Genomic DNA, 18,681 nt, shown 5'->3' with positions numbered 1-18,681 from the left:
GCTGATATGTTTTTTTGTTAATTTTCTTGCTTTATTTATCTAGTTCGCACTTAATTTCGGGGCTAAAATCAGCAAAAAACATTGATTTTGCCCCAAAAAGGCAATAAATTTAATTTTTTTCTTCAAAAATAAATTTTTCTAGTAATATTCTTTTTGAATCCAAACCACAATTATTTTTGCTATCTTAATTTAGAATTTATTTAATTAATCAAGAATGGCAATTACTTTTGCTTACTTAAGTGTAAGTGATAATCAATGAAAGGAAACTTAAACACATGAAAAAGAAAATAAAAATTCTAACTAGCTTGTCACTTTCTCTAGTTTCACTACCTTTAATTGCAGCTTCATGTAAAAAAAGAGATGAAAATAAGAGTGATATGTCCGGTTCTATAACTGAAGAAAATACAAATCCTAAAAACGATACCCCCCCCTAAATAATAATGATAATAATATGGATAGTATGAGTGATTCAACTACTCATTCTAATAGTGAGCAAGGGGATCAAGCAGATAATTCAGAAAATAATGGTGGCACATATGCTATGCCGCATACAATAGAGGAAGCAAAAAGAATACAAGAAGGGGCTGCTAAAGCAAAAGAAGAAGCGGAAAGAAAACAAAAAGAAGAAAAAAGAAAGCAAGAAGAAGCTGCTAGAAAAGAAAAAGAAGCACAAGAAGCAAAAGATAAAAAAGATGTTGAAACTGTTAAAGAGATAGTTAAAGTACATGAAGATGCTTTTGGTTCATTCCACACCCAAGGTGAATTTGTTGATCAAATTGCATTATACGCTAATAAAAAAGGCATTAGTAATTTAAAACTAGAAGATCAAAATGATAAAGACAAGTATCTTAATATTGATTCAAAGGGTGAAAATAAAAATAGAATTAAATTACAATTAGGAACTCAGAAATTTGACGTAAGTTTAGGTAAAGTACTTAAAGATGCTGTTGTAACTAAATATTATTTTGAAAATGAAAAAGATAAAGTTCTCGATAATCATAAAGCTGGCTCAGATAGTATAGAACCTAACTGAAGAAATATACTTAAAGGAAATACTAGAAAAACTATAATAACACAACTTGGTTATCATAAAAAAGGTTCACACATACACCTTACTTTAATTTCTTATTATACAATAAAAGTTCCTGATCACTTACCAGAAAAGGTTAACTCATTATTGGCGTCATTCTATAACCTGGATTCTAAAAATATAGATAATCTTGACAAATGAGACACAAGAAATATTATTACCGCTGAACAAGCCTTCGGGTATGCTAAAAACTTTGAACAAGATCTAAGCAGCTGAAAATTCAAGGAAAACGTTAACGTGTCTGGAATATTTCTAGAAGCTAAAAAGATGCAAAAATATGTTGATAGCATTGCTAAAACATGAAATGTTGAAAAAAGCAAGCTTCTAAAAAAATAGTTTCCTCTTATCATTTCACATTAATAATTAAAAATGCAGCCTTGATTTCTGCATTTTTTACTTTCTTCTTAAAATCTAACTATTTATTTAATGATTTTGACTCATCTTTAACTAATTTTTCAGTATCTTGAAAGTGACATTTTGATTTAATTTTCCCTTCACAATCATCAGATAAACTTTAAAAAAGTCATTTTGTTTGCCCACTCTTACAAAACAAATTTCATCGCACAACTAGATACATTTAACATTTCCGAACAAATAATCAATTTATGGTAAAAGGCCATAGTATTAATTTCTTAAATTAATACTAAAAATAAAAATACTATATACTTAGCCATTATGAAAAAAAATAATAAATTTTTAACAATTTTTGGAGCGATAGCACCTATTAGTGCTTTGCCTTTTATTGCTGCAAAATGTGACAATACAGATTCATCATCAACTAATAATAAAGAAGATGACAAAAATAACAAAGATGAAAATAAAAATAATCCAAAAGTAAATAACAGTGCTAATACAGATACTGGCAACCAAGATGGCGGACAAGGCACAAATTCAGCACCATCAGAAAATAGTCAAGCAACTCCAGGAAGTAGGGAAGAATCAAATAATAGTGCAACTACTCCAAATAGTAATGGCGGAAGCTCTAATGAAAGCGGGGGGGGCAATAGTCCTATAGAAGAAATGCCTCCGATGAATGGCGAAACTGCTCCTTCTGAAATGCCATCAGAGCATGAGGCTCCTAAAGCTCCTGAATCAGATGGAGGTTCTATAGCACCTGAAAGTACTCAACCATCAGGCCATGAAGGCAATGGCACTCAGGGAAACGGAACTGAAGGATCTACACCTGGGAATGGAGAGAGCACTAATAGTGGCGAACAACCTATGGGGGATGATCCAGGTTCTTCTAGAAGCTCTAATAGTGATACAGCCTCTGCAAAATCTAAGGCAGAAAAAGAACTAGAACTTCTATATCATTTTTTTAAAGGATATGGACAAATAGAAGAGTATTTAAAAGATGGAAACAAATTAGAGAAATTAAAGAGTGAATTTGATTCTAAATCTAATGAAACCATTGAGAACTTTGATCATGATACTGAAGAATTTTTAAAAAAATTTGGTTTCCAAGAACAAGATATAAATGATCTTACTGATGTATTTGATAATGTTACAAACTTAACTTCTTCTAATCCAAATGAAACAGCTAACAAGAACTTCACTGACTTATTTAAAAAAGTTAAGAATAAACTAACCGAAGCTTATAGCATGTACACAAAAAAAGAAAAATAGTTTTACATTTTAATATGTACATTTCTTTCTTTAATGTGTTTAAATAGAATTTAAATATATCGATTCTTGGTCGATATATTTTTCACGGATTTAAATGCTTAAAAATCTAAAATTATGCTTTAACTTTTTCGATTCTAATCACATTAAGTATAAAAATTTGTCTTCTTATTGTTTTTACTTTTTTAAAAACATTCAATGTTGTTGATAAGACAATTAGTTATCTAAAAGAATCAGCAAACAATAGAAGTGAAATTAACCAAAAACACTGTTTTATAAGTGAATAAAAACAGAAACCACTATCTGTTTTTATTTTTTTATCTTTCACTTCCTGTATAAAAAAATAAGACTATTTTTCCATGTTTTGAAATTTGAAAATATAACTTAATATCATTTATTAATAATTATTGATTATTAATAAAGGTTGTGTTAAAGATGAGTAAAATGAAAGCTTTTGTGGTGAAAGCCCCTAAAGAATATAGTGTTGAATTAATTGATATACCTGAACCAGTTGATAATGAAGTTTTAGTTAAATTAGAAACTAGTGGTGTGTGTCACACAGATTTACATATAGCAAATTTTGATTGACCTAGACAACCAAATTATCCAATGGTGCCAGGTCATGAAGGCATAGGAATTGTTACAAAAGTTGGACCAAAATGCAGCAAAATAAAAGTTGGTGACAGAGTTGGTGTTGGCTATATGTTTAGCGCATGTGGTATGTGCGAATATTGCATAAGTGGAAAAGAAATTTTATGCACTTCTAGAGTCGTAACTTCTTTAGTTAAGCCAGGAACTTTTGCTGAATATACAATTGGACATGAAGATTATGTTTTGCCTATACCAAGTAATTTAGATATAGTTGCAGGAGCCCCAATATTATGTGGCGGAGTAACTAGTTATAAAGCACTAAAGCAAGCTGAATTAAAAGTTGGTGATTATGTTGCTATTATTGGAATTGGTGGACTAGGCCATTTTGCAATAGCATATGCTAAAGCTATGGGGCTTAATATTATTGCTATAGATATTGATGATAAGAAATTAGAATCAGCTAAAACTGAAGGAGCACATTATACATTTAATGCTAATGATTTATCATTAGTTCAAGAAATTAAAGAAATTACTAATGGTGGTGTGCATGCAGTAATTAATACATCAGTTTCTGCTACTTCAGCAGCTTTAGCAATGTATATTTTACGTAGAGCAGGTAAGCAAGTATTAGTTGGTGTTCCACCAAAGGATGAAAATGGCAAAGTTGAATTTCCTTTATCTATTTTAGCCACAATTTCAGGCGAAAATCATGTCTTAGGCTCAGTTGTTGGCACAAGGCAAGATACTAAAGAAGCACTAATTTTAGGTACAAAAGGCATAGTATCTAAAGTTGGACAGGTAATTACTTTAGATGAAGTAAAAGATGTGTTTGAAAAACTATCTAAAGGTGAGTTAATCGGCAGAGCTGTAATTGACTTTAGAAAATAATTAATTTATTAATTAAAAAAGCATCCTGATTAATTTAAAACCAGGATGCTTTTTTGCATACATTCTTGTTTTTCCTTTAAGGCCTATAAAACAGGTTTTTAAGTATCTATTGCTGTTTTATTTTGTTTTTAGTAGTGGGTCAATTTATGACAAACATACTTTTAATACAATATGTTAAACAATACTTAATTTAGTAAATATGGAAACAATTACATATTTTTCCGACTCTCTCTCTCTCTCTCTGGTTATTATTTCTTGCTTATATAATTCATTTTCTATAACGAACATTAATCAAAGGAAGCATATTAAAAATATTATGAAAAAATCGAAATTTTTAATTTTAGGTTCAGTAGCTTCATTGAGTGCAATTCCTTTTGTAGCTGCTAAATGTGATGACACAGTTTCATCATCAACTAATAATAAAGAAGATGACAAAAATAACAAAGATGAAAATAAAAATAATCCAGAAGTAAATAACAATACTAATACAGATACTGGCAACAAAAACGAAGAACAAAGCGGTAATTCAACTTCATCAGAAAATAGTCAAGCAAACCCAGGTGGTGGAGAAGGATCAAATAATAGTGAAACTACTCCAAATAGTGATGGCGGAAACTCTAGTGAAAGTGGGGAAAGCAACAAACCTGGAGAAGAAGACACTTCAATGAATGATGGAGCTGCCCCATCAGAAACACCAACAGATACTGAGATGTCAAGAGTTCATGAAACAACTGAAGGCTCTAGAATGACTGAAAGCACCACCCCATCAGGCCATGGAGGCAATGGCACTCAAGGAAGTGAAACTGAAGGATCTACACCTGGGAATGGAGAGACATCAAACAATGGTGAACAACCTATGTCTGATGATTCAGGTGATGCTAATAGCAATTCAGAAACTGTTAAGACAGATGCAGAAACAAAACTAGAACTCTTATACAAGTTTTTTAATGGATTTGAAAACATAGAACATGAGCTCAAAGATGATGCATCTCTTAGAAAGTTAAAAGAGAAGTTTGATTCTGCATCCAAAGAAACAGTTAATAAATTTAATGGCGATGTTGAAAAGTTTTTGGAAAAATTTGACTTCAAAGACAAGGATCTAGAAGATCTTACTAATGTATTTGACAATGTTACTCATTTAACTAAACCTTCCACTACTGAACAAATAAATAAAGACTTTACTAGTTTATTTGAAAAAGTTAAGAAAAAAATAACTGAGGTGTATAACAAATATACAAACAAAAAATAAATATTTTCATTCTTCTAAGCTTAAATGTCTTGCCATTATTTACCCTTTCAAAAAAATACCTCAGCAGAGTTGCTGTGGTCTACTTTTTTGTCCTAGTATAACTTTGCTCTTTTTAATTTGATTTTTTAAACAACTAATGCAAGCCTCTAAACATCATTTTTTCTAAATATATTTCTTAAATTTATAAACTCTTTACGCCTATTATTTAAAAAGCTAAATGGAATTTTAGTGCATTTTTTAAATTCATTGTATTCATCTACTTTTAAAGTATCATCTAACAAAACTAATATACCATTTTGATCATATGTAAATCTGTTATCATCAAATCAATCATGCACCTGCTTTGGTAAGTTTATTAGGTTATTTTCATCATTAACTAAATTTAAAACACTTTGGCATTCATTAGAATTAATTATTTGCCTTGCAGAGGTTTTATGTTTTTGAAAATTTTTAGAGATAAGCTCAGAAAGTCTATTTTTTATTGCTTTAACATCATAAATATGAGCATTTTCATAAGTATAGTAGTCTTCTTCAAAAACATTTATATTCATTCTTGAAGCGCTAGCTCTTTTACGTGTAATATCTTGATTAGCAAGCAACATTGCTCTACCTGTTGTGGATGTTTCTTTGATTAATTGATTTATAAATTCTTTTTGCATATTAAAATTTTCTTTTCTAGTCGATGCTTCTTTTTCTAAATTTGAAGTTAGATCTAAAAGCATTTCATAAGGTTTATATTTTGAATTTGTTTTAATTAAACCTATAAGAGCGTTAATATTAATTGGTTCTTGAGCTCAGGTTAAATCATAATTCTCAATATTTGATTCATTTACATCAGTTATAAATGAATTTTTAAAATCAATATTATCAAGAAACATAATTAAGTTTTCTTTGTAAACTTCATTATCATTATTTAAATTTGTACAAATTATTTCAGCAGCTTTTGGGCTAGAAAATGAGCCACCTGCATTGTTGCCTTTAATAATAGAAATTATGTTCTTTAAGGTTGATTTATAGGCTTTTGAGTTAAATCATGAGTTAGTAATTTCTAACTCCTGAGGATTTAATTCATATAGCAAATTAGCACTTCGACTAGGTCTAGGGTGCTGACTTATATTTAGTTTATTAAATAAAGAATTACGGGATTTGAAATTACTATTTTGGCATTCAAATCATGATCTAGTTGTATACTGATCTATTATAAGATAGTCAAAGTTTATTTTTCAGTAAGCTAAATACATTATTTCATCAAAAGTATCAATATATAAGTCTATATAACCTTTTGCTTTAGCACTATTTGATTTTTTGTTATTCAGTGATCTAGTAGCAAAATTTAGTCTGTATTTTCTTATGCTTTTACTAAATTGCATTTTATAACCTGCCTAAAAATACTTTCTAAAACTTCAACTGAAATTGAATTACCACATAAAAAAATCAACTTTTGCTCACTGATTAAATTTCCTTCTTTTGCTTTGAAATAGTCATTTTCGGTAAATCCCATATATAAAAATGCTTGCTTAGACGACATTATTTTAAGTTCATTTGTTTTCTCAAAATAAAACTTTAATCTAGCATTTGCTCCTGAAGCAGTTAATGTTGGCCCTAGTTTAGTTGGCAAATAAACATATGCTTCAGAGTTAAAGTTAGTGTAATCAAGTAGTTTGGTTTTAACAATTTGATTTTTTGTTTCACTAAAGTTATTATGAAAATATTGCAACAGCTCATTGCAATTTTTCATTTCTGAATTATTGAAAACAATATTTTCTAATTTTTTAAATGATTTTACTGTCTTTGGGAAGTCAAAATCATTATTCGCTAAGTAAGAAACACAAAATACTCTTTCACGATTTTGCACAGACCCATAGTCCACTGAGTTAACTACTTTTCACACTGATTTATAGCCCAATTCGCTTAAGGAAGATATTCAATCTTGAAACTGATTTATGAATTTTTTAGATGCTAATGCTTTTACATTTTCTAAGAGCAGTACGTTAGGGAGTCTATCTTTATTGCTTTTTAAAATTCTTTCAACTTCATAAAGCAATCCTGATCTAGTTTGCTTTGTTATACCTTTTTGATTCCCTTGCTGGGAAATATCTTGACAAGGAAAAGAATAAGTTAGAATATCAATGTCTTTAGGTAAAATTTGAATATCTCTGATATTCGTAAACGAGTGAAACTCGTGCCCCCCCCCTTATTTTCTATTTTAGATTTATCTCATTTTTTACTAAAATATTCATAATTTACAAAGCCAAAAAGATAAGGGAAAATTGAACGTAGCCTTTGTTCATTCATTCTTGTAAAATAGGCTTTATTGACTTCTTTTTTAGAATCAGCTGAAAAGGTAAATTTATTCAATAAATTAACCATTTCATCCTTGTCTAAGTCACTTTCAGGTAAAACACTATCATAGTGTATTTTCATATAAGCAATAATTGCATCAATGTATCATTCACAAGCTCCTAAGCTTACAAAATTAACATTAAGTTCACTTGCAATATTTTTACAAGCTTTATATTGGCTTCCAATACCAGCAAATAATTCATAAATCTTAATATTTTTCATAGTTTAATTATTTTATCGCGCTTATGATTTTAAATAACTTCAGAACTTTAGTAGAGCTATTTTTTGACAACAAAATGCACAAAAAAATATATGGAAAATCATTCCATATTTTGCATAAATTGCTTCAAAAATTTGTTATTAATTTAGGGAGCACATTTATAATGTGAAAAATTATTTATATAAAGAAAATGTAAAAAAGTAGGTGGCTATGAAGAAGAATAAATTAGTTAGTGTTTTGGCTTTAAGTTCAATTTTTGCAACTTCTGTAATTTCAGCTAGTTGTGAATTTGGTAATGGAAATGGAAATGGCTTTTCAATAAATACAGTCAACTCACGTTATGAAGAAAAGTTGGAAAAACTTGAAAAAATCTTGCCTTCAGTTATTGAAAATCACAATTTTATTGAAAATGCTAGTTCGGCCTCTGCTGTTTCAGCAGATTTTGCTGAAAATGTTAAGTTGGATTTAGACAGTAATGCTACTGATACTGACGCTAGCACAGCAGTTGATAAAACTAACACTGAAAATGTTGCTGATTTGAATAAAGAATCTGTAAAACAGCCAGAAACAGAAATTACTAAACCAGATGAAATTAGCGGTGAAATTAACATAAATAGCGCAGCAAATGCCATCAATACATCTACAACCACACCTACAAGTACTTCAGCAACAGTTGAAAGCAATACCAGTAGTACGAGCTCTATAAATTATTCAAGCAATGCAAGTGAATTGCCAACTTCAACTTCAGTTGCAACAGAATCTGTAATTAATTACCCTGTGCAATATGATGAGCCTTTTGAAGAAAGAACTCTTACAAAAGACCAAGTTCATAAAATGTTGCTAGATAAAAATGAAATGAAAGCTTGAAACTACTATTCACATCCTAAGTATGCTCTTAACATGCAAAGTGTATCAGTTACTGGTGATGGCAGTGAGAAAAAACTGCTTTCTTTAATAGATAATGAAACTAAGCAAGTTGTTGAAGGTGTTAAATGATATCAAAAGACTTCATATCCTGAAGATTTAGTTTTTGATGCAAATCAGGACAATGATAAAACATATTTAACACTTGACGAAAATGGCTATATTTCAGGCAAAAAACACACAAACAGTCAATGAAATACTGAAGTATGAGCCGAATATAAAGGCAATTTATATAGAGCAATTGTTTCTGTTGGAAATGAAGATGAAGACAGAAAATTAAAAGAAGAAAAAGAAGCTAGAGATGCAGCTAAAAAAATAGTAGCTGAGTGAAAAGATCTATCTACATTAGAAAAAATAATTAAAGCACATGAGTGACTAACTACTAATGTTGCATATGTTGATACTGGTGATATTTGAAAAGATCAATCAGCTCATTCTGCGCTTGTTGAAAAAAATGCAATATGTACTGGATATGCAAATGGATTCAATATGCTAATGCATGAAATGGGAATTCCAAGCATAATGATGACTGGAAATATAGCTAGCTGAAGAAGTGTAAAACATGCTTGAAACTTAGTTGAAATTGATGGCAAGTGATATCATGTTGATACAACATCTGACAGGGTTGATTTAACTAAAGGCATAGCAAAGGATAGGATTGACAAGCACAAAGTCACATACAATTACTTCTTAATGCATGATGATGATTTTTCATATGCTAAGGGCTTTTACAACCATTACAAAGATAGAATGGGCAACCGTTTTAGAAATCATAAAAATGCAAGTTATGTTTCTAATGTTGATGAAGCAATGTCATTATTTGACCAAAAATTTGAAAAAGCAAGTGACTTTAGTGATTCGAATTGACTAGATGTTTATGCGCTACCACATAATTTAGAGAATTTATCACGCAAATTAGAAGAGCGTGGAGTAAGAATCGATAAATATCATGAATCTCCTGTTCCTTGAGTAAGTTATAAAAAAATAAGATACGCATTCAAGGACTTTAGCAATAATTTCCAACTTAAAGAAATTAATGCATCAGTAAGTCAAAATACTAATTTAAACAAAACATTTAGCAAATATTCATTGAAAGTGGTTTTAAATCCAAATGAAGTATCTTTAGATAAAGGAAATTTTATTGTTACAAATGCAATGGTTAATAATGTTGAAAAAGTTAGTGATGGCTATATTGTTTATTTAGATCAATTTACAAAATATGAAAAAATTAAAGTTAAATTAGATATTAAAAAATATGGCCATAAATTCAAGATTACTGGCACAAATGAATTTGAATTTAATGTTCAAAAATATGAAACACCACAGGCAAAATTAATTGCTTTAAGTGATAAATCAATAAAATTAACTAATGTTTCTTCTGGTATGGAATACAGAAATAATTTTGGTGAGTGAAAAGATATTACAAGTAATGATTTTGCGGTTGACAATGTTGTACTTGGTTCAGTATCAGTTCGTTATAAAAATGGCGTTGACAAATATGAATCAGATATTCAAGTAATTCCATTACTAAAAGGCAATGATAACAATGTTAGAAACAAAGTTAAGGTTCATAATGGAATAGTTGTTGGTGTTGATAGCACAATGGAATTTCGTTTAGAAAATCAAGGCGAATGAAAACCAATCGTTACTAGAAAACTAGAAAAACTAGAAAAAGGAACTTACCAAATAAGAACAAAGGCAACCGAAAATGCTTTAGCTTCTGAAGTAATAACAGTCACTGTAAATTAAAATTAGTTAGAAAAAACTCCAGAGACGGAGTTTTCTTTTTCCCTGTTTTATAGTATTATTAGCTATTTAATAATTTAGTTTCAATATAGTGTATATGACTATTTCATTGCCATTGCTTTTTTACATATTTCGCATTGTTTATTCTTTTCACAACAAAACATCGGACAGTTTTTGATTTTACATTCAGGTTCTGTCATCTCACATTTTAGGCCAGAACTTTTGCAAAAGTTATTGTGATCCTTCACATTTGTAACTTTTCATTTACTTATGTCTTTATCAAATTTTGATGCACCATAAAACATGAAGCTCATGTCTGTAACGTTTTCTGTATTTCATGATGAAATATCTTGATTAAATTCTTTAGCTTCATAAAACATAGAACGCATTGTTGTCACTTTATCTGTTTTTCAGCCACTTAGCGAACTATTAAATTTTGAAGCACCATAAAATGTTGCTGACATATCTGTCACTTTTGAAGTATCTCACTTTGATATATCTTGATTAAAGTTTTTTGCTCCATAGAATGTATTTGATAAATTTGTTATGTTTGATGTGTTTCAGCTTTCAATTCCAGAAACTGTGGCACTTTGTAATCCACTAAATGTGCTTTCTAAACTAGTTACTACTGATGGTAATTCTTTTGGTACTTGCTTAACATTTTTAGGTAGATTTGGCACTCTAATGCTTCCTTTGTAATCGTGGAAACCAATTTTGGTGATAACAGTTGCATCTAGGTTAGATAAATCTCAACTATCAGTAGTAACTTCTTTGCCATTTTTATCAATGTATTTGGTAGGAACAGTTCCTGATGTGATTTTTCCTAACTCTAATTTAATTTCTGTTTTATCAGCAACTTTAATTTTAAATTCTTTTTGCTGTGACGTGGTTGAAGAAGATGCAGACGATGATCCTGCTGCGCCTGATCCTAAACTTATGCTTTCAGAACTATTATTATTTGTATTTGTGTTGGTCTTAAATGGAGAATCAGGCATAGTGTTCCTATTACTTTCTTCAATAGTAATTTTGCTGTCCTGTCTATTAACTTTTTTTACTAAACTATCAAAAATTTCGCCAAATGTTATAAGACTATGCAATTTATTTTTGAATGACTTCTCTCATGTTGTTTTTACTAATTCAGCTGTTTCATTGTTATATTTTTCTTGTTCGCTATTTGTTCTAGATCTATATTCAAGCTTTATTTCTCCAGAAAAATCATCTTTATTTTTAGAAGTTATTGTTGAACCTTCTTTAGAGATATTTTCAACAGTTAAAGACTGTAAGGCCTGTTCACTTAAGCCAGGATTCTCTTTCTTAACTAAATCTAATAATTGTTTTTGAGTAGGTAAATCACTATCTGTAATTATTAAGCCTAAACTTGCTTTATTAATAAGAGAACTAAGATCTACTGGTTCTGATTTCATTAATGGTGGATGACTTTCAGTCATATTGCCATCATCTATCATTAAATCATTCATATCTTTAGGATTTTTGATAGCGCCAAAATTATTATTGATCATAAGTGGTTTTTTATTTTTTTGATGTAAAGCGACTGGAACTGCAATAGCAGTTGCTAGCAGTGCAGTACCAATTACTGATGAAAGGGCAATAGTAAGTTTTTTCTTCATTTTTACATGTCCTTCTAATTATTAAAATATTCATGCAGTATTATAAATAAGGAGTTTTAGTCAAAAAGCATAATGACAAAAATATCACAATAAAATTGTGGTATTTTTGCAATATTTACATTTTTAAACTAATTTTTTGTAAAAACTATTTCATATTTATTCCATACGGAAAAGTAACTTGGGATATAGTGTATCATTTTTAAAATAAATTGTTGCATTTTGCCCTAAAACAAGGGCAAAATTTTTGCAAACTATACTTAGCAGTATTTTCAATAATACAAACTTTTAGAGGTAATATGAGTTCTGACAACTTTATTTTATCATACAGTAATTTAACTTCTGAACAGCAAAAAATGATTGACTTGGTCAAAGAAAATAAAAATGTTTTGGTAGATGCATGTATAGGTAGTGGTAAGACAACCGCAATACAAGTATTATGTAATGAGTTACCAAGTACAAAGAAAATTTTGTATCTAACATACAATAAGTTACTGAAGCTTGATGCTAAACACAAAATTAAGAATAAAAATGTAGAAAGAACAAATTATCATGGATTTGCATATAGAATACTTAAGCAAAAGAATATAGCAACATCAAGCAGCGGCGCTATAAAAGACTATCTAGAAACTGATATTGTGCCTGGATTTTACGATATTTTAGTTCTTGATGAATATCAAGACATTAACACTGAGATTAGCAATTTGTTAATAAGAATAAAGAACTATAATCCAAATATCCAAATCGTAGCTGTTGGCGACATGGATCAAAAAATATATGATGCAACAACTTTAAAGGCAGATGAATTCATAAGTAGCTTCATGGTTAATTATGAAAAAATTAGTTTCACTCAATCATTTAGAATGCCAAAAGAGCATGGCAAAATGCTTGGCAGGGTCTGAAATAAAGACATTATAGGTGTAAATGAAAATTGTGAAATTGAATACAAAAATAAAGATGAAATCGTTCAATTTTTGTCAACTCAAAACCCTAAGGATATTTTGTGTTTAGGAAGCAGAATAGGAATAATTACAGAAGTGCTTAACACATTAGAAAATAATTATCCAGAAAAATTTAATAAAAAAACTGTATATGCAAGCATACGAGATGAAGAAAGAATAGTAGAGCCCAAAAATGATTCTGCGATTTTTACAACATTCGATAGTTCTAAAGGTTTAGAAAGACCAATTTGTGTTATTTTTGACTGATCATATGAATACTATGAGTGAAGGCTTAGTAGATATAATGTTAACCCCACAATCATTAAGAATATTTTTGCCGTTGCAGCAAGTCGTGGCAAAAGAAAGATTATTTTTTACAATGAATATGACAACCCGCTAAATGAGCAGATGCTTAAAAATTGCGCACTAATTAAGGAACGACCTGTACATTTTTATTCAATTTCGGATATGTTTGATCATAAGTTTAACGAGCATTTAGCTGACATATATAGCTGTTTAGATGTTGAAATAATTGATATAAAAGATAATTCAACAATTGATATAAGTCCAAATGATGATTTGATAGATCTAAGTCCATGCATTGGTATTTATCAGGAAGCATCATACTTTAGTTCATATAATATAAAAGAAGCAATTGAATTTCGACTAAAATCAAAAGATAAGCAATGAAATGAAAAATATAAAGATTTTGTTGCTCGAAGAGACTCGGTTAATGATTTGATTTTGTTCTTAACTGCAATGGAAACAAATCAGATGAGATACATAGAACAAGCAATAGTTGATTTTGTTACTGAAGAGGAAAAAGAACTTATTCATAGTAGAATTAGCACACTGTTAAATAGAGATGAATGAGTTCAGGTAGGATGTAATTTTACATTCACAAATGATCTTAATAACTATAGTATGAATATATCTGGCCTTGCAGATGTTGTAAAGGATGACATTGTTTATGAGCTAAAGTTTGTTAATGAATTATCGCAGAATAATTTTTTGCAAACTGCAATGTATATGTTTGGACTTAATTTAGACAAAGGCATTCTCTGAAATGTTAAAAATAATAAAGCATATAACATAAAAATAAAAGACAAAAATGATTTTGCAAACAAAGTAGCAATAGCTATATCTAAAGGTAATTTTAAAATTGATAATAAAAGAATAAACTATGAAGCATCATGAACTAAAAAATATAATGAAGAAGCCGAATATGATTACTTTATGGCTGAATGCAACAATGTTGCAGTAATTGATGTTGAAACTAATTTTTTCAATGAAGTTGTGTCGATAGGAGTTGTCATAGCAGATAAAAACAACTTCAAATTAGTTGACCAAAATTACTGATTAATAGGTGAACGAGAACAATCGCCATCAATGTATAAAAATGCTTACCATATTCCAGAATTAGAGAAATATGGAATAAAAGATTATGTAGTTAATACATATGATGATGCAATTGAAAAACTTATTCAGTTTTTAGATTACTACAATATAACAGACTGATTTTCATATACAAAATTTGATCATAGGCACTTGCCTGAATTACATGATTTATATAATTGATTTGATATTAGTATACCTGCTAAAAATGTTAAAACTAATGATTTTATACCTAAAGATTCTCTAACATTTAAAAACGGGGCATTAAAATCAAATTGAAAGGTTGAATCAATATATAGACTACTATCAGGAAATAGTAGATATAGTGAAAGTCATAACGCATTGTTGGATGCTATAGATGAGCTTAAAATTATGCAAATGCTTGAATTGACATATGAAGGATTTGTAACTAATACTAGAATTAAAAGAGTAAATAAAAATGATGAATCTGTAGCCAGAGAAACAAATGTTTTAGTAGAATCTAATTATTCGCCAACCATAAATACACCTGAAACAATTTGTCATTTAAATAGCTCTATTAATGAAAGTAATATCGGTTACAACTTACAAGAAATTGCTAAAAAACCTCGTGAGGTTGATGCTAATTTATACACTAATCAAGATTGAAATAATAAAAACTTAATGATAACTGATAATACAAAAAGATCAAATTATAAAAATAAACTCACTTTACAAGCGCAATCAAGTACCAAAAAAGTCGTCAAAAAATCATTAAAAAACAAAAGAAGAAAAAACAGCAAAGTAATATTAACAATATATTTGGTTACTGTTGCAGTATATCTTCTAGTAGGTTTAATAATAGCCTTTATACTCAGATAAAACAGTGAGTATAAATTTTCGAGGTTATTTTTTTTAATAAGAACAGTATTTTAACTATATAAATTAAAATTAAAAAATTAAGCAAAATTTTTACTTCTGCTTAATTTTTTTAGTTTTTCTTGTAATTCTTCAATTACTTTTTTATATGCAAAATATTCATCATTTTCTTTAGTTAACTTTTCGCCAGCTTCTTCTCTTTTGTTTATATATTCATTTAATTTTGATTCATTATCCTTTGTATTTTTCTCTAGATTGCTAATTTCTTTATCGATGTTCTCTTTTGCTATAACTGCATCACGGAAGCTCCCAAAGAGTCTTTTTTCTAATTCTGCAAGCATTTTTTCTAAATCATCAACTGATTTCTCTTTTATTTTATTTTCTTCAGAAGATACTTCAGTAACAGAATTTATTGCTTTTTCTTTCTCTTCGATTATTTCTTTAATTTTTTCTATTTCTACTTTTGTTTCTGTTTTATAGCTATTATGGTCAGACGCAATGAAGTCAAAATCTAGTTTTTCTCAAAATTCGGTGTTGTTGTATCAATAATCTCTTTTTGATTCTGACTTAGCATCTAATTTTGACTTTTCAGCTTTCTTTTTGTCATCTTTTTGTTTGCTTTCTTCATCAACACCAATAAAATCAAAGTTTAGATCCTCTCAAAATTTAGTGTTTAAAAACCATTCATGATTCTTAGATTGCGGATTTACAGCACTATTGGTAGAAGTCCTATTCGAAGTGTTAATAGCACTTTTTGAAATGAATCCATTAATATTGCTTTTATTTGAAGATTCAGATTTGAGAATTTTTTCTACCTTTTCAGCATCAGTTTTTAGCTCAATATTTTTAGGATCACCAAAAGGTTTTATAGGATCAGTAATATTCTCTAATCTAGATTTATTAATTATTTGTGGGGATGCAAATACAGCAGATGTTATTATAGCTGCAACTACCGATACAGCTGCTATAGGTGTTAAAATTTTAAATTTTTTGTTCATATTGTTGATATACCTCATAATGTTCAACATTTAATATACATATTTTTTCAGAAAATCCTAAAAAATAAATATGAATTTCCTTATAAGTCTGAAAAATAGCCACATTTAGCAAAAATAAGTAGGCTGAAGAAAGAAAAATTCAGGCATAAACCTGAACTTTAAATCATGAAAGGATTGCTATTTCTCAATATGCTTATAAATATCATTTAAAGCATTAAGAGCTACTTCAAACATTTGTGAAAATTCTAGCAGTCTTTCATCACTAGTCATTGATTTTCCGGTTATTATATTTTCTGAAACACTTAGCAATGCAGCAGCTTTTTTATTACATCTTTTAGCAGTTGTAAATAAACCAAAGCATTCATTATCAACTGTTTGACATTTAGTTTTCTTTATTGTCTCTTCTAAAGGTCTTAGGCTATAAAACACATCAGTTGTATGACAAGAAACATCAAGTACATTTATTTTTTTCTTTTTAGAAGACTTTTTTAATAACTTAACTATATCTTTATCGGGATATGCATTATGAGTTTTTTCCCCTGTCATTAGCGACACAAAACCTAAGCCATCAGCATATGCTCTTTTGACCAAAACTGGCTGTTTAGTGTCTAATCAGTCAAAATATGAGCCAGTTGAACCTAGTCTTATAATAACATCTACATCATATTCAGTAAATAATTCATAGGCATAAATCCCCATGCTAGCTACACCCATACCGCTAGCACCTATAGTAACTAATTTTCCCTTATATTCACCAGTGTAAAAATAAATATTTCTTACAGAAGAAACTAATTTAGGATTAGTCAAAAACTTTTTAGCCATATATTCAGCTCTTAAGGGATCGCCTGGCATTAAAACTATTTTAGCAATTTCGCCTTTATTACAACTTAAATGTGGTGTTGGCATAATACCTCCTATGAATTTTAAAAACATTCTTTTTTATTATAGCATAAGCATATTTGCTAATAATTTGCAATAGTAAACAAACTAAAGTGTAAAGCAATAAAAATATTTAAAAATGAGCTTGGAATCGGAAAATTAGAAGCCAAATAAATGGTAAAATTTAAAAATAATTATGTTTAATAAGAAAAAAGTTATTTTAGGAATGTCAGGCGGTGTTGATTCGTCAGTTTGTGCATATTTGTTACTTAAGCAAGGATTTGAAGTAGAAGGACTTTTTATGCGTAACTGAGACTCAATGCTTAACAATGATTTTTTAGGAAATGAAAACATTTCGCAAGACATTTGTCCACAAGAGCAAGATTATCAAGATGCACTAAAAGTTGCAAATAAATTAGGAATCAAGCTACATAGAGTTGATTTTGTTAATGAGTACTGAAATGATGTTTTTAAAACTTTTATTTCTGAATATGAACATGGCAGAACTCCAAATCCTGATATATTGTGCAACAAGTACATAAAATTCAAGGCTTTTAGTGACTATGCTTTTAATAATTTAGGCGCCGATTATATAGCTATGGGTCATTATGCTAGAGTTACTGATGGAAGACTTTATCGGGCCAAAGATTTAAATAAAGATCAAACATACTTTTTAGCACAATTAAGCCATGAACAATTAGAAAAAGTGCTTATGCCTTTAGCTGATTTTACTTCTAAAGAAGAAGTTAGAAAAATAGCAGAAGAACAAGACTTAATAACTGCTAGTAAAAAAGATTCAACTGGCATATGTTTTATAGGTGAACGTAAATTCACAAAGTTTTTACAAAACTATATTCCAATGCAGCCTGGAGATATTGTTGATATAAAAACTAATAAAAAAATAGGCAAACATGAAGGATGCTTTTATTACACAATTGGCCAGCGCAAAGGCTTAAATTTAGGCGGACAAGCTGAGCCTTATTATGTTTGTGGGCATAATGTTAAAGAAAATATATTATATGTTTCACCAAGCAGTGACTTAAGTTATTTAACTTCTGATGCCTTATTGGCAACTGGATTAACACTTAATCATGATGATTTTGATCTAAATAATTTAAGTGCTAAATTTAGATATAGACAAAAAGATATTCCTGTAACTATTGAACTATTGCCCAATAATGCTATAAAAGTATATTATCCGTCAGAAGCACAAGCTGTAACCCCGGGACAACAAGTTGTGCTTTACGATGGTGAAAAATGTCTTGGCGGAGCTGTGATTGAAAAAATTTATTACAAAAATATAGAGAAAACATACTTATAAGGTGGTGTATT

14 protein-coding genes are annotated in these 18,681 nt (G+C 29.2%); 8 read left to right on the top strand and 6 right to left on the bottom strand.

Annotated elements, in window-relative coordinates; genetic code table 4:
* Nucleotides 1-275: 275 nt before the first annotated feature.
* The 5 genes from MAGA_RS04525 to MAGA_RS02230 all read left to right on the top strand — a co-directional run bounded on the left by MAGA_RS04525 (nucleotide 276) and on the right by MAGA_RS02230 (nucleotide 5,441).
* Complete coding sequence (locus tag MAGA_RS04525; protein ID WP_155810358.1) at nucleotides 276-434, top strand: variable surface lipoprotein; 159 nt, start codon at nucleotides 276-278, stop codon at nucleotides 432-434.
* Between the two features lie 17 nt (nucleotides 435-451).
* Entirely contained in the window at nucleotides 452-1,426 is a 975-nt protein-coding gene (locus MAGA_RS02250; RefSeq protein ID WP_013022067.1) for a BspA family leucine-rich repeat surface protein, read from the top strand.
* Nucleotides 1,427-1,765: 339 nt separating this feature from the next.
* Nucleotides 1,766-2,716 carry an Mbov_0729 family lipopotein gene (locus MAGA_RS02240; protein WP_013022066.1) on the top strand — a complete coding sequence of 317 codons (951 nt, stop codon included), beginning with the start codon at nucleotides 1,766-1,768 and terminating at the stop codon, nucleotides 2,714-2,716.
* A gap of 441 nt (nucleotides 2,717-3,157) precedes the next feature.
* Nucleotides 3,158-4,192 carry a zinc-dependent alcohol dehydrogenase gene (locus MAGA_RS02235; RefSeq protein WP_013022065.1) on the top strand — a complete coding sequence of 345 codons (1,035 nt, stop codon included), beginning with the start codon at nucleotides 3,158-3,160 and terminating at the stop codon, nucleotides 4,190-4,192.
* Nucleotides 4,193-4,508: 316 nt separating this feature from the next.
* Entirely contained in the window at nucleotides 4,509-5,441 is a 933-nt protein-coding gene (locus MAGA_RS02230; RefSeq protein WP_013022064.1) for an Mbov_0729 family lipopotein, read from the top strand.
* A gap of 146 nt (nucleotides 5,442-5,587) precedes the next feature.
* Here MAGA_RS02230 and MAGA_RS02225 read toward each other — a convergent pair whose 3' ends face one another.
* Genes MAGA_RS02225 through dcm_N form a run of 3 tightly spaced genes read right to left on the bottom strand, consistent with a single transcriptional unit; the run spans nucleotide 5,588 to nucleotide 8,006 of the window.
* Nucleotides 5,588-6,811: an MAG4270 family putative restriction endonuclease gene (locus tag MAGA_RS02225; protein ID WP_013022063.1), complete on the bottom strand. Its 1,224-nt coding sequence runs from the start codon at nucleotides 6,809-6,811 to the stop codon at nucleotides 5,588-5,590.
* Entirely contained in the window at nucleotides 6,790-7,566 is a 777-nt protein-coding gene (dcm, locus tag MAGA_RS02220) for a DNA (cytosine-5-)-methyltransferase (RefSeq protein WP_081475974.1), read from the bottom strand. The genes MAGA_RS02225 and dcm overlap by 22 nt, the downstream gene beginning before the upstream one ends.
* Nucleotides 7,560-8,006 carry a DNA (cytosine-5-)-methyltransferase N-terminal subunit gene (dcm_N, locus tag MAGA_RS02215; protein ID WP_155810356.1) on the bottom strand — a complete coding sequence of 149 codons (447 nt, stop codon included), beginning with the start codon at nucleotides 8,004-8,006 and terminating at the stop codon, nucleotides 7,560-7,562. The genes dcm and dcm_N overlap by 7 nt, the downstream gene beginning before the upstream one ends.
* A 208-nt stretch (nucleotides 8,007-8,214) precedes the next feature.
* On the opposite strand from dcm_N, the gene MAGA_RS02210 reads away from it, so the two are divergent.
* Nucleotides 8,215-10,677, top strand: a complete 2,463-nt coding sequence (locus MAGA_RS02210; RefSeq protein ID WP_013022062.1) for an MAG6410 family transglutaminase-related lipoprotein — start codon at nucleotides 8,215-8,217, stop codon at nucleotides 10,675-10,677.
* Nucleotides 10,678-10,775: 98 nt separating this feature from the next.
* On the opposite strand, the gene MAGA_RS02205 is transcribed toward MAGA_RS02210, so the two are convergent.
* Nucleotides 10,776-12,302, bottom strand: coding sequence for a BspA family leucine-rich repeat surface protein (locus MAGA_RS02205; protein WP_013022061.1), 1,527 nt, complete (start codon nucleotides 12,300-12,302; stop codon nucleotides 10,776-10,778).
* Nucleotides 12,303-12,598: 296 nt separating this feature from the next.
* Here MAGA_RS02205 and MAGA_RS02200 point away from each other — a divergent pair, with 296 nt between their 5' ends.
* Nucleotides 12,599-15,475 carry an AAA family ATPase gene (locus tag MAGA_RS02200; RefSeq protein ID WP_013022060.1) on the top strand — a complete coding sequence of 959 codons (2,877 nt, stop codon included), beginning with the start codon at nucleotides 12,599-12,601 and terminating at the stop codon, nucleotides 15,473-15,475.
* 77 nt (nucleotides 15,476-15,552) lie between these two features.
* Here MAGA_RS02200 and MAGA_RS02195 read toward each other — a convergent pair whose 3' ends face one another.
* Together MAGA_RS02195 and MAGA_RS02190 are read right to left on the bottom strand one after the other, a co-directional pair.
* Nucleotides 15,553-16,470 (bottom strand): hypothetical protein, encoded by a 918-nt coding sequence (locus MAGA_RS02195; RefSeq protein WP_013022059.1) that lies wholly within the window; start codon nucleotides 16,468-16,470, stop codon nucleotides 15,553-15,555.
* Between the two features lie 177 nt (nucleotides 16,471-16,647).
* On the bottom strand, nucleotides 16,648-17,376 hold the full coding sequence (locus tag MAGA_RS02190) for a purine-nucleoside phosphorylase (RefSeq protein ID WP_013022058.1): 729 nt from the start codon (nucleotides 17,374-17,376) through the stop codon (nucleotides 16,648-16,650).
* Nucleotides 17,377-17,545: 169 nt separating this feature from the next.
* On the opposite strand from MAGA_RS02190, the gene mnmA reads away from it, so the two are divergent.
* The gene (mnmA, locus tag MAGA_RS02185) at nucleotides 17,546-18,670 is read left to right on the top strand and encodes a tRNA 2-thiouridine(34) synthase MnmA (RefSeq protein ID WP_013022057.1); all 1,125 of its coding nucleotides are present in this window, start codon (nucleotides 17,546-17,548) and stop codon (nucleotides 18,668-18,670) included.
* The last annotated feature ends 11 nt before the right edge of the window (nucleotides 18,671-18,681 follow it).

This window comes from Mycoplasmopsis agalactiae, assembly GCF_000089865.1.
GTDB classification, from domain to species: domain Bacteria; phylum Bacillota_I; class Bacilli_A; order Mycoplasmatales; family Metamycoplasmataceae; genus Mycoplasmopsis; species Mycoplasmopsis agalactiae_B.
Note: the sequence above shows the minus strand (reverse complement) of the source record. Positions and strands in the feature narration are given on the sequence as shown.